Source organism: Niabella yanshanensis, assembly GCF_034424215.1.
Classification (GTDB): Bacteria; Bacteroidota; Bacteroidia; order Chitinophagales; family Chitinophagaceae; genus Niabella; species Niabella yanshanensis.
Genome location: NZ_CP139960.1, coordinates 4,909,787 through 4,923,596 on the forward strand (window position 1 = coordinate 4,909,787; position 13,810 = coordinate 4,923,596).

10 protein-coding genes are annotated in these 13,810 nt (G+C 43.7%); 9 read left to right on the top strand and 1 reads right to left on the bottom strand.

Going from position 1 to position 13,810, the window contains the following annotated elements:
- Positions 1-147 precede the first annotated feature (147 nt).
- Entirely contained in the window at positions 148-468 is a 321-nt protein-coding gene (locus tag U0035_RS20350) for an RNA polymerase sigma factor (RefSeq protein WP_114790778.1), read from the bottom strand.
- A 398-nt stretch (positions 469-866) separates the two neighbouring features.
- Between U0035_RS20350 and U0035_RS20355 the strand changes: the two genes are divergently transcribed.
- The 9 genes from U0035_RS20355 to U0035_RS20395 all read left to right on the top strand — a co-directional run bounded on the left by U0035_RS20355 (position 867) and on the right by U0035_RS20395 (position 13,807).
- Complete coding sequence (locus U0035_RS20355) at positions 867-1,448, top strand: RNA polymerase sigma factor (RefSeq protein ID WP_162817849.1); 582 nt, start codon at positions 867-869, stop codon at positions 1,446-1,448.
- 68 nt (positions 1,449-1,516) lie between these two features.
- Entirely contained in the window at positions 1,517-2,581 is a 1,065-nt protein-coding gene (locus tag U0035_RS20360; RefSeq protein WP_162817850.1) for a FecR family protein, read from the top strand.
- Positions 2,582-2,708: 127 nt separating this feature from the next.
- Entirely contained in the window at positions 2,709-6,149 is a 3,441-nt protein-coding gene (locus U0035_RS20365; RefSeq protein WP_245957703.1) for a TonB-dependent receptor, read from the top strand.
- A gap of 11 nt (positions 6,150-6,160) precedes the next feature.
- The gene (locus U0035_RS20370; RefSeq protein WP_114790781.1) at positions 6,161-8,089 is read left to right on the top strand and encodes a RagB/SusD family nutrient uptake outer membrane protein; all 1,929 of its coding nucleotides are present in this window, start codon (positions 6,161-6,163) and stop codon (positions 8,087-8,089) included.
- A 17-nt stretch (positions 8,090-8,106) separates the two neighbouring features.
- A complete protein-coding gene (locus U0035_RS20375; RefSeq protein WP_211316418.1) occupies positions 8,107-9,276 on the top strand; it encodes a DUF5000 domain-containing lipoprotein in 1,170 nt (389 codons plus the stop codon).
- Positions 9,277-9,345: 69 nt separating this feature from the next.
- Complete coding sequence (locus U0035_RS20380; RefSeq protein WP_114790783.1) at positions 9,346-10,455, top strand: DUF4998 domain-containing protein; 1,110 nt, start codon at positions 9,346-9,348, stop codon at positions 10,453-10,455.
- Positions 10,456-10,547: 92 nt separating this feature from the next.
- Positions 10,548-11,465 (top strand): hydroxypyruvate isomerase family protein, encoded by a 918-nt coding sequence (locus U0035_RS20385; RefSeq protein WP_114790784.1) that lies wholly within the window; start codon positions 10,548-10,550, stop codon positions 11,463-11,465.
- A gap of 35 nt (positions 11,466-11,500) precedes the next feature.
- On the top strand, positions 11,501-12,436 hold the full coding sequence (locus tag U0035_RS20390; protein ID WP_114790785.1) for a formylglycine-generating enzyme family protein: 936 nt from the start codon (positions 11,501-11,503) through the stop codon (positions 12,434-12,436).
- Positions 12,437-12,484: 48 nt separating this feature from the next.
- A complete protein-coding gene (locus tag U0035_RS20395; RefSeq protein WP_114790786.1) occupies positions 12,485-13,807 on the top strand; it encodes a Gfo/Idh/MocA family protein in 1,323 nt (440 codons plus the stop codon).
- Positions 13,808-13,810: the final 3 nt, after the last annotated feature.

Consider the following 13,810-nt stretch of genomic DNA (forward strand, 5'->3'; position numbering starts at 1 on the left):
GCTCAGGCAAGCGGGACAGCTCATGAGATGGAGTAGCGAATGCTTACCCATAAAAATATATAAAGAATAACCGGGATAGGACTGAACCCAATCTAGTGGTCGGTATAGGCAGAAAAGTCCGGAATTCACAATTATACTTTGACCCAATTAATCGCCGTTATTATGCACCATAAACATTTCCTGTTTGCTGTATTGGTTTCGTTTCCGTTTCACAGCAGCCATCGAAAGGTAAAAGCTGGTAGTAAATAGCCATCCTGCAACAGATTGTTCATGGGTTAGCAATGCTCTTTTTTCCCAAAGGGTTAGAAAAACTGTTTGTAAAATATCTTCAGCTTCCGCGGTATGAGGAAGTAGTTTGTAAATATTACGGTACGGGGCCGAACTGTAATGATCGTATAGCCTCGCAAAGAGGTCTCTGTCTCCGTTATGCAGGGCAGCTATGATTGTATTATTTTTGGGAAGGCTCATTACAGCCTGCAAAAATAGAGACAGCTATCCCGAAAGAAACTAAGTCAATATTAAGAAAATGTAAAGTATGACGGGTGGCCCGGGCTTTAATTAGTTGTGAATGCTTAAGGATACAGTGTTATTGTGAGGCGTATAAAAGGAATACTGAATTCTAAGCTATGAGCTTGCCTGTTGCCGTCAACCCTTATTGATTACAATCGTCTCATTGAGATATCGTTAATACAAGCAACGGTTTCCGGATTGCCAAAGGTCTTTACAAGATATAGGAAACGAGTGCATTATGATGCATTGGCAGAGTGGTTACACATTGAGGGGCGGTTTAGAAAATACTCTTTTGAGCAAGGGATGTTTATTTTTAAAATGATTCTGCTATTTTTGAAGTTAACAACTACTTGCATTTGAAAAATCAACGATTGTACGAATTGTTGCTTCGCATTGCGGAGCATGACGATGAAATGGCTTTTAAGGAGCTGTACAATTTTTTTTATTTTGATCTGATTGCCTTCTCTCGTTCCATACTCAATAGCGAGCAGGATGCAGAAGATGTAGTGATTAATGTGTTTGTTCGCTTGTGGCAAAACCGGAAAACCATGGGGAGTATCAAGAACATTTCAGCCTACCTCTACACCGCTGCTAAATACGCCTCTATTAATATGCTGAAATCAAGAAAGGAAATCAATAATATAGACATCGATGATTTGAGCGATACCTTTCAATATAGCTTTGCCAACCCCGAAACAGAGTTGATCGACCGGGAGAATATCAAGCGCCTCGGGGAATTATTGAATACCCTGCCGCCCAAGTCCCGGTTGGTGTTTTACCTGGTGAAAGACAAGGGGCTTAGTTGTAAGGAAGTAAGCATATTATTAAACACTTCCATCCGAACGGTAGAAACCCAGCTCTACCAGACCATGAGGAAGATTGCTTCCTGGCTGGATCGTGAAAATATCCGCCCGAAAAGAAAACCAGGAAATTCTTAAAAAAATAAAAACTACAATACGTAGTTCCGCTATTTTTTTTGTCATCTATTGTACAGATAGATGCGTTTATGCAACAAGAGCGTTTTATTGAGCTGCTGACTAAAAAGCTTTCCGGGGAAATTACCTTATCGGAACAAATGGAATTGTCCCGTTGGGTAGAAGCCAATCCGGGTGATGCCACGTTAGAAGCTCAATTATCGGAACTGATCAGTAACGATAGCCTGCCGGTGCATTCATCAAAGCAGCTCGCAAAAAGAGAGCAAAACTGGAATAGGCTACATCAACTCATGGAAGTGGATCCGGATCCGATAGTGATTATAAGAAAGCCGGCGAAAATAAAGTTTATGCTAAAATGGGTTGCTGCCGCAAGCATTTTATTATTTGCAATTTTCGTTACTACTCAAAGACAAACAGGAAAGGATAAGCCGGATTTAAACAATAATAATATTGTCGCCACCAAAAAAGGGTCAAAGTCAAACCTGGTGCTACCGGATGGATCAAAAGTGTGGATCAACAGTGATAGTAAGATTTCTTACAAAGATGGTTTCGGCAAAACGCATCGGACACTTACTTTAACGGGAGAGGCCTATTTTGATGTAGTAAAAGACCCGGACAGGCCATTTTTGATCCATACACCAGAGTTGGATGTAAAGGTTTTAGGGACAGCGTTTAATGTGCGCTCTTACCCGGATGAAAGCAATACAACAACGACCCTGGTGAGAGGGTCCTTACAGGTAAAACTCAATAAGCATGAACAACAGGTTTATGTTTTGAAGCCTGACGAAAAGCTTATTGTTGATAAAGAGCCGTTGCAGCTTTCTAAGGAACACCCTGGTAACGCAGAGGATGGCATCGTTAAATTGAAAATTATCAAGACTGATTCTATACCTCCGGAGGCTCAATGGACCAACAATGCATTGGTTTTTGAAAATAAACGCCTGGATGAAATAGCCATAATTCTGTCAAGATGGTATGGAGTTCAGGTTATTATTGATAGCTCCAGGAAAATTAAAGCAGAAACCTTTACCGGTTTTTATGATAATGAAAGCCTTCAAAACGTTTTGGAGTCCCTGAAGATATATATGGGCTTCCGTTATAAAATAGAAAATAATACTGTTTTGATCGAACCTTAAATCAATTGCCTATGGTCAAATAAAAGTATGATATAAAAAGTATCAAGGAAGCGGCCAGGCTCCCTTGATCATAAAACGAAAATTAACTTCTGTAAATCGATTGCTTTTCATTTTATCCTCTAAAAGTATGAAAAAAACGAACTGCTATGCTTATCGCTGTGCATTTAAATTTCTCCTGTTAATGAAGTTGTCCATTGTTCTCTTACTCTTCACCTATACATCACTATGGGCTAGTGATGTATCCGGGCAACGCATTAATCTGGATTTAAAAGAAGCACCTATTGAAAAAGTGCTGGAAGCGATCCGGGAACAAGGCAGGTACTCGTTTGTTTATCAGTCACAAATATTTCCCCGGGATCTTAAAATTAATATCCGAACGAAGAATGCTTCCATTGATTCGGTCATGGACAAGCTTCTGTTGAATACACCCTTGTATTATAAAAAAATTGACAGGAATCTCTTTGTTATTCTTACCCGTAATGTTCCGCCTCCTGTCACCGATGCCAGGCGGCCTCCGATACTGGTTCAGGGCTCTGTTAAAGACCGTGCCGGCGGCATGTTGCAGAATGTATCTGTGTATGTAAAAGGCACGCAGAATGGAACTTTAACCAATGAGAAAGGTGAATTTACCCTGAATGCCAATTTGTATGACAGCCTTGAAATATCGTCGGTTGGCTACAAAACACAATATGTTTTTATAGCAGACAGCCGTCCGCTTATTATTGTACTGGATGGTGAGGACGGTAGTATGAACGAAGTGGCCGTAGTGGCTTTCTCCAAGCAGAAAAAGGCAAGCATGGTAGCTTCAATTACCTCGATTAAGCCTTCTGAATTAAGAATGCCCAGTAGCAATCTTACCAATTCATTGGCTGGCAGGCTGGCGGGTATGGTTGCTTACCAGCGAAGCGGGGAACCAGGTCAGGATAACGCGGCCTTTTTCATTCGCGGTATCACTTCATTTGGCGCTTCAGCAAAGAAAGATCCGCTTATTTTGATTGATGGTATAGAGTTAAGTCCTAATGATCTGGCTCGTTTAAACCCCGATGATATTGCCAGCTTTAGCATCATGAAAGATGCCATGGCTACCGCATTGTATGGGGCAAGAGGTGCGAATGGGGTGATCCTGGTCACTACCAAAGAAGGGAAGGAAGGGAAAATGAATTTTGATCTGCGTTTTGAAAACTCTTTTTCTTCACCTACTCAAAGATTAGAGACTGCGGACCCTGTTACGTTTATGCGCATGCATAATGAAGCAGTGAAAACCCGCGATCCAAACGGCCAGACGCTTTATACAGATGAGCAAATAACTTTTACCGAAATGGGACTGCACCGGGATATTTACCCCGCCACCAATTGGGAAGAAGCGATGTTTAAACGCATGGCAATTAATAACCGTTTAAACCTCAGCTTTACCGGTGGTGGTTCTGTTGCCCGCTATTATGTGGCCGGTAGCGTAACCAGGGACAGGGGCAACCTGAAAGTGGATAATAAAAATGATTTCAACTCTAATATTGATCTTTATAAATATTCCATCCGTTCCAATGTTAATATTAACCTGACCAAGACCACAGAAATGTCTACACGTTTTGTAGCCAATTTTGATGATTATACCGGTCCCATTGATGGAGGTTCTGCAATGTACCGTAAAGTGATGCAGGCCAACCCCGTACGCTTTAAGCCTTTCTATGAACCTGATTCTAATTTCTCTTATGCAAAACATACCCTCTTCGGTAATTTTGAAACCGGCAATTATCTAAATCCTTATGCTGAGGCAATGAGGGGGTACAGGGATTATAGTCGCAGCAATATGCTTACCACGGTGGAATTAAGGCAAAACCTGGACGCTATAGCGAAAGGACTGATGGCGCGGGCCCTGGTGAATTTTGATCGCAGGTCTGAGTACAGTATCTCCCGTGCGTATGTACCTTTTTACTATCGTATATCTTCATTCGATCTGGCCAATGATTCTTACAGGCTGGTTCGTTTAAATCCTACAACGGGAAGGGAAACACTGGATTATGATGCAAATAATACTTCGCGCACCGTTGCCAATTCTTTTTATTTTGAGGGGGCCACTCAATACAATAATAATTTCGGCAAAAACAGCATCAGTGGGTTATTGGTATTTACAGCCCGACAGTTTAAGCAGGGGGCACCATCCTCTATTCAGTTATCGCTACCAACAAGGAACTTAAGTTTCTCCGGTCGATTCTCCTATGACTTTGATACACGTTACCTGGCTGAGTTTGCTTATGGGTATAATGCTTCGGAGCGGTTTGCACAAAATAACAGGTGGGGATTTTTTCCTTCGTTTGGCGCAGGTTGGGTTATTTCCAATGAGCCGTTCTTTGAGCCGCTCTCAGATGTTTTCAGGATGCTGAAATTGAGAGGCTCTTATGGTATTGCGGGTAACGAAGCCATCGGCAGCGCATCTGAAAGATTTTTTTATTTATCGGAAGTTAACTTAAATGCGCCACACAATGTAAACTGGGGTGTTAATATGAACGAGAACCCGGGCGGGATTGATGTAAGCCGTTATGCAAACGACCAGGTAGGTTGGGAGCGGTCTTATAAAACCAACCTGGCGTTGGAATTTAACCTGCGAAATGGATTTTCCTCTATTATTGAAATTTACAAAGAAAGAAGAAAGAATATTCTTCAGGACCGCATCATGCCTGCAACCGCGGGTATTTTGCCGGCAGTAAAAGCAAATGTAGGCGAAGCCGAGGGCAGAGGCATTGATATTGAACTGAATTATGATAAAACGATTGGCAAGGACCTGAAGTTTACCGGCCGGGGCACTTTTACCTATACTACGAGTAAGGTTATCAAATGGGAGGAACCTGATTATGGTAATAACTACTGGTTGTCGAGGATAGGAACCAACCTGGGGCAAACCTGGGGGTTGGTTGCAGAGCGCCTGTTTATTGATTCAGCTGAAGTGAAAAACTCTCCGCGACAGGAATTTGGTGCATATTCAGGTGGCGATATCAAGTATAAAGATATCAATGGTGACGGTAAGATTGATAATCTGGATTTTGTTCCTATAGGACACCCGGTAACACCGGAGATTATTTATGGTTTTGGATTATCAGTAAGTTATAAACGCTTCGATTTTAACTTCTTTTTTCAGGGATTAGCCCGCGAATCGTTCTGGTTAAACCAGGACAATGTTACGCCATTTATTGATGGTGACGGAGGAGATGGCAGGGTAGGGCAAAATGCCGTACTGCAGGCCATTGCCAGTGATTACTGGTCAGAAAGCAATCGCAATTCCTATGCATTCTGGCCACGGCTTGCCAACTACAATATTGATAATAACCGGCAAACCAGTACCTGGTTCATGCAAAACGGCAGCTTTTTAAGACTCAAGTCGGTAGATGTTGGCTATAGCTTTCCTCCCTCCATGCTGAAACGCTTTAAGGTTGCTGATTTTCGTATATACTTCAGCGGCTCGAACCTGCTGCATTGGAGCGCTTTCAAGTTATGGGATCCGGAGATGGCAGGATCAGGATTTGACTACCCACTTCAAAGAGTATTTAATGTGGGCTTTAACATCGGCTTATAAAAACAGGTGCCATGAAGAAAAAAATCTATACTATAATAATTGCAGTTTTTATAGCTACAGGGCTAAGCTCCTGTGGTAAATACCTGGACATTGTTCCGGATAACATTCCAACGGTTGATAATGCTTTTTCAGACAGGTACAATGCGATAAAGTTTTTGGCCACCTGCTACTGGGGTATTCCCAAATCTGCGGGTTGGAACGAAAACCCGGGCATATTTGGTGCCATGGAAATGATTTTTAACAGGGATCATAGAACTCAGGCCGGTATGCGTTTCGGGTTGTCCGAAAATAGCGCTGCGCTGGCGTTGGTTAATTACTGGAGCAATAACTCCAGCTACGTAAGATCGCTATATGCAGGTATGAGAGACTGCAATACTTTCCTGGAGCGTATTGATGGCGTAAAGGATGTGAACCAGTATGAAAAAGAGCGAATGAAGGCGGAGGTAAAGCTCATTAAAGCTTATCTTAACTTTTACCTGATACAATACTACGGACCCATGACACCACTTCGCGAGAACACGCCGGTGAATGAAAGTACAGCCGGGGTTAGAACAGAAAGAGAGAAAGTGGATGATTGCTTTACGTATGTAGTAGGGCTGATAGATGAAGTAATTAACTCAGCAGCTTTACCTCTGAATATTGAAAACCGGAACGCAGAACTGGGACGTTTTACAGCGTCGGTAGCACATATGCTGAAAGCAAAGGTATTGGTGTTTTGGGCCAGTCCGCTTTTCAACGGTAATCGTGATTACAGCGGTTTTGTAAATCACGAAAACGAACCCTTTTTTAATCAGCAGTATATTGCAGCGAGATGGGACAGCGCAGCCAGCGCATGCAAACGGGCTATTGAAGTGTGTACTGAAGCGGGCATTCGTTTGTATAAAAGATCAGACTACCAGGCGGTAAATGCCCGGCAGATATCGGATACGACATTGCTGATCAATACGCTCAGAAGTGCGGTTACACAAAGATGGAATCCTGAAGTAGTATGGGGAAATTCTTCCTATCCCGCAGATTGGATTTTTCAGCTGATTTCTTTGCCTCGCCTTGAGCCGGCCACTTCCACGCCCTCCGGTATGACCGGCACTTTAAGTGTTCCGCTATCTACTGTCGAGCTTTTTTACTCTAATAATGGTGTGCCTATTAATGAAGATATTTCTTACCCTTACGGAAGCAGATACAGTATTCGTATAGGTGATGCCGCTCACAATCTTTTAATAGCTTCGGGAGAGAAAACAGCCGCGCTCAATTTTGACCGGGAGACGCGGTTTTACTCCACGCTGGGTTTTGATCGGGGCCGGTGGTATGGGAATTCTTATCGTACATCTACAGAAAGCGAAACGCCTTATCCTAAAAACCGGTTCGGGGAATACTCTTCTGTATTTAACCCGGGAGAGTACAATGCCACCGGGTATTGGGCCAAGAAGCTGGTGTCTATGAACACAACCTGGCGTGATGCGAATAGTGTATCGGAAGAAACCTATCCTTATCCCGATATGCGGTTTGCAGACCTCCTGTTGCTTTGCGCTGAAGCCCTCAATGAGTCAAAATCGGCTCCCGACCAGGAAGTGTACCTGTACATTGATTCAGTAAGGTCCAGGGCAGGCTTAAAAGGGGTGGTTGAAAGCTGGGCCAGTCACTCTAACCAGCCATCCAAGCCGCTTAGCAAAGAAGGTATGCGCCAGATCATACAGCAGGAGCGAAAAATAGAGCTGGCCTGCGAAGGAAGTTATTATTGGGACAGCCACCGATGGAAGACTGCTTTAACCGAACAGAACCGGCCGATTATGGGATGGAATGTTAATGGCCGGGAAGCGGAAGAGTATTACACACTGGTGAGTGTTTACGTGCAGCAGTTTACCTATCGCGATTATTTCGCACCGATCCCACAGTCGGAAATGATCAAAAATCCTTTGTTAATTCAAAATCCGGGCTGGTAGCCTTTAAAATATTGCGTATGAAATACTCATTTTTAATAATATCCGGGTTGCTGATGGTATTGGGCTGCACTAAAAAAGTGAATGAGCCGATATCAAAAAGCCTGGGTAAGCCCATGCAGGTGACAGAAGTTAAAGTAGAGAACCTGGCTGGCGGTGCACTCATCAGTTATCGGATACCTAACCAGCAGGATATTATAAGTGTAAAAGCCACTTATACTTTGGAAACGGGAAAAAAAATGGAGGCGATGGCCTCTATTTATGAAAATAAAATTACAGTAGTTGGCTTTAATGACGAGAAAGCCCACGAAGTGATGCTTTACACGGTTAACCGCGCACAGGAGGTTTCAGATCCTGTTAGTTGTACTGTTCAGCCATTAGAATCGCCTTTGAGCCAGGTAGCAAAGACGATGTTTATACAAGGTGATTTTGGGGGCGCAAGGTATAGCTGGGCCAACGAATTTAAGTCACCGCTTACCTTCGAATTTTTTACTCCTGACTCTTTGGGTAGAATGGCATTGGTACGGATTGTTAATTCCCAGCTCTTAGAAGGTTTGCAGTCATTAAGAGGTTATAAGCCCCAGCCCAGGCCATTTGGTGTAGTGGTGAAAGATAACTTCGGCAATCGCTCAGATACGATATTCCCCACCGGGAGGTTGATTACGCCGTTGTATGAAGAAAAGCTCTCGAAGAGCCGTATGCGAATCATGAAGCTGGCTAATGACCAGAACTTTACCAATTTCGAGGGTTCGGATCAAAAGATAATTGATGATGATCTGAACTCATTCGGTCACTCTCCGTCTTCTTCTCTTCCAGCTCCTTTCACGATCGACCTGGGCGTTGTAGCCAAGGTAAGCCGGTTGGTGATATTTCAGCGCAGGTACAGTAACAGTTATTATAACTGGGGTAATCCGCGCGCCTTCGATTTATATGTACGCACGACGGCTCCTTCGCAAAGCGGCGATTGGGCAGAGTGGACGAAGATTAAGGACACAGAGATCATGAAGCCTTCGGGTCCCTCAAGCACTGTTACCGATGATGACCTCCGTGTAGCTGAAGCGGGACACGAGTTTACATTCGATCTGTCGCAGGAGCCGGTACGTTATATCCGTATAGTGGTAAAGTCTACATGGGGTAGCACTACGTTCACGCACCCGGCCGAAATTGATGTTTTTGGTGAACCCAAATAATATCTTTCGCAATTAGTCAGCGTTGAACGGATACATGGTACTTAAATATTCATAAGACAAAAAATAGTTATGAAATACGTGATTTATATATTTATTATCTGCTGCGTGTTAACGGGCGCAGCATCCTGTGACAAGTTTACCGATGTTCATAAGGAGTTTATAAAAGACGGAGAAACCGTCTATGCCGTTAAACCAGATTCGGTAGCATTTGTTTCAGGTAAACAGCGTTTGAAAATGCGGCTATGGATGGTGAATGGTGTTAATGTAAAAGATATGGTTGTTACCTGGAATAACGGGGCAGATTCTCTGGTAGTGCCAGCCAGCTTTAAGTCGGGCAGAGATAGTATGGAAGTATTAATAACCGGTCTCGAGGAAAAATCTTATGCCTTTAACATTTATTCCATCGATAATTTTAAAAACAGGTCATTGACTTATACACAGTTTGGTGCGGCGTATGGGTCTTTGTATGCTTCTACATTAGTTAATCGTCGTATTCGCCAGGTATCCCTTACAGAGGCATCGGCTGGGATTGAATGGTTTGCCGGCGGCGAGGGAATGATCTATAACGAAATCAAATACATTTCAAAATTTTCGGGGCTTGATACCGTACTCAGGACACCGTCAGGTTCCTTTTCTATTTCGTTTGATGCGAAGGCGGGATCTGCCTTTCAATATCGCTCTCTGTTCATTCCGCAGGCTGCGTCCATTGATACTTTTTATACCAATTGGGACGATGGGCAGCTGCCGGACACTTATTTGTTTAATCGTTCTTTATGGAAGGTATTAGCTGTGTCGGATGAGAGAGCCAGCGATGGCGGCGGGATGAATACTTTGATTGATGGTAACCTTGATTCTTACTGGCATTCGCAATATGACCCCCATGCTCCTTTACCACATTGGGCAATTATTGATATGGTCTCGGATAAAAATATCAGCTATTTTGAAATATACCGCAGAAAAGGTAATACAGATGCCAAAACCGCGCAGGTGTATGTAGGAGACAGTCCGGATCCTTTGGGTACCTGGACGCTGGCGGGCCAGGGCGTTTTCGCTTCCGGCGATAAACTATCAATAAATAATACCAACCAGGCAAAAGGAAGATACATGAAGATTCAGTTCCCCGACAGTAACCGTCCTCCATTTACGGCTATAGCCGAGGTATATGTTTACGGTAAATAAAATCCTTATCACTATTTAATTTAATAAAGTACGGAACGCCGGCTCGTTTTGCAAAAAGCAAGACGGGCAGCAATCCGTTAAAATTACAGTACATGCAACGACGTTCATTTCTTAGAAATAGCCTGTTATCCACGGGAGCCCTGGCAGTAACTGGTTCTTTATCTGCAAGAAACCAGGTAAACCCTTCTTTAAAATTTAAACTTGATTATGCGCCTCATGATGGCATGTTCTCTACCAGTGCAGGAGGTGATTTTATAGACCAGATCAAATATATGCACGACCTGGGTTTCAGATCGATTGAAGATAACGGAATGGCCGGACGATCAACTGAGCAACAAACACAAATTGGGGAAACCCTTGCTAAACTGGGAATGCGTATGGGCGTATTTGTAGTACCCAAGGGTGGTAACGGAGCCAATACCCTGGCCGCAAAAAACAACAGGCACGTGGATATTTTCCTGGAAGGGTGCAGAAAATCAGTGGAAGTAGCCAAGCGCTGTAACGCGAAATGGGTTACGGTTGTGCCGGGAGATTTTGAAAAACATTTACCCATTGCCATACAAACGTCGAATGTAATTGAGGCTTTACGCCGGGGTGCCGAAATATTCGAGCCCCACGGAATAGTAATGGTACTGGAGCCTTTAAGCGATTCACCTGATTTGTTTTTGCGTACTTCCACACAAACTTATGAGATCTGTAAAGCAGTAGATAGCCCTAGTTGTAAAATACTGTTTGACGCCTATCATTTGCAAAAGAATGAGGGCAATCTGATTGCGAATCTAGAGCTGTGCTGGGATGAAACACCTTATATACAGGTGGGAGATAATCCCGGCAGGAGGGAGCCAACCACCGGGGAGATTAATTATAAAAATGTCTTCAAATTCTTATATGATAAGGGATACAAAGGTATAGTGGGTATGGAGCATGGAACTTCCCTGCAGGGCAAACAGGGGGAGCAACGACTGGTACAGGCTTACCGCGAAGTAGATGATTTTCCGGTGGCAAAATAAATAATAAGAAAGGTTTTAAGAACAGAAATTAATCTATGCGATTTGAATTTTTAACCGTTGCTGGTTTGGGGCTATCCCTCAATGTTTTTGGGCAGCAGCCGGCTTTTGAAAAATACAAACAAGCCATCCCTGGCTCTGCGGTTCAATTTGAAATGATTCCGGTAAAGGCGGGCAGTTTCTTGATGGGAAGCAGCAGGGCTGCTGATGAAAAGCCGCACCAGGTTGAGCTCAGCGCGTTTTGGATGGGCGCGCGCGAAGTAACACACGATGAATTTGCTCTATACCTGAATGACGAGACCTACGCCGAAAACAGCGCTGTGGATGCTATAACACGTCCATCACGTCCCTATATAGAAGTTACCCTGGGGATGGGGAAAGAGGGTGGCTTTCCTGCCAACAGTATGAAGCAACATGGAGCTTTGATGTACTGCAAATGGTTGTATGAAAAAACAGGCATATTTTATCGCCTGCCCACTGAAGCTGAGTGGGAGTATGCCTGTAAAGCGGGTACTAAAACCACTTACTTTTTTGGTGACGACAGTACTCATTTGAAAGATTACGCCTGGTACGGGGCCAACAGCGATCAAAAATATCATGAGACAGGTTTGAAGAAGCCTAACCCCTGGGGATTTTATGATATGTTAGGAAATGTTCAGGAATGGGTATTGGATCAATATGGGGCTGATACCTATAACAAGAGAGAGAAGTTGACACAGGATCCGGTTGCCGTGCCTACAGTTAAACACCCGCTGGTAGTGAGAGGCGGCAACTATAATGACCCCGCTAAATCCCTCCGAAGCGCAAAAAGATCATCCTCCGATCTTGTCTGGAATCGCAGGGACCCACAGATCCCGAAAAGCAAATGGTGGAATGCAGATGCTCCATTTGTTGGCTTCAGGCTGGTGCGCCCATTGCTTCAGCCATCAAAGCAGGAGGTAGAGAAATTCTTTGAAACCTATCTGACATTATAACTATAATAAACGGGTATTATTATCTCATTTTTATTTAAATAAACAACTATGGATCATAAAACTTCACGTAGAAAATTCGTACAACAGACCGGCTTGCTGGCTGGTGGTTTAGCTGCGGCGCCTCTCTTTAGCAATGCCAATTTTTTTTCAGGCGCTGCAGGTGTTATAAAGGTGGCATTGATAGGCTGCGGCGGTCGTGGAACGGGTGCGGCACTACAGGCTTTGAGTACTACTCAAAATGTGCAATTAGTAGCTATGGCAGATGCTTTCAGGGATCGGCTGGATGATTGCTATAAATCTATAACCGGGAATCTGGCAGAATCGGGTATTAGCGCCAGCAAAGTAAATGTACCTGAAGAGAGAAAATTTACCGGCTTTGATGCTTATGAAAAGGCAATTGCTTTGGCAGATGTAGTATTACTCACAACGCCTCCCGGTTTCAGGCCTATTCACTTTGAAGCGGCTGTAAAGCAAGGTAAACATGTGTTTATGGAAAAACCTGTTGCGACGGATCCTGCGGGCATTAAGAAAGTACTGGATATGGCCCAGGTGGCCAAACAGAAGAAATTAAATGTGGTAGTAGGATTGCAGCGCAGATACCAGAATTCTTACCGGGCGTTGTTTAAAAATAAAGATCTGATCGGTGATATAACATCAGCCCAGGCCTGGTGGAATAACGATGGCGTATGGGTGAAAGAGCGCCAGGCAGGCCAGACGGAAATGGAATACCAGATGCGTAACTGGTATTATTTTAACTGGCTTTGCGGCGATCATATAGTGGAGCAGCACGTGCATAACATTGATGTGGTGAACTGGTTTAAAAATGCATACCCGGTTAAAGCGCAGGGACTGGGAGGGCGACAGGTGCGTACCGACAAGAAATATGGAGAAATATACGACCATCATTTTGTAGAGTTTCATTACGCAGACGGCAGCATTTTAAACAGCCAGTGCCGCCATATTCCACGCACGATGAGTAAGGTTGATGAGTTGCTTATTGGAACAAAGGGGAAGATTTATGGAGATGCGGCGGTGATCAAAGATCATAAAGGCAATACGCTTTTCGCATTCGATAAAAAAGGAGAGAACAATCCTTACCAGGCTGAGCACGATGAGTTATTTGCTGCCATAGCAAAAGGCGAATATAAGTTCTGGGATGCGGAATACGGCGCCAAAAGTACACTGACCGGAATTATAGGACGGATGGCTACCTATAGTGGTGAAGTGATCGATTTTGAAAAAGCACTGAATAGTGGTATCGATCTGATGCCCAAAAAATTCAGTTTCGATGCTGATCCGTTGATCATGCCTGACGCCAATGGCATGTATGCTGTTGCAACGCCGGGCAGAACCCGATATAATGTTTCTTAGAGT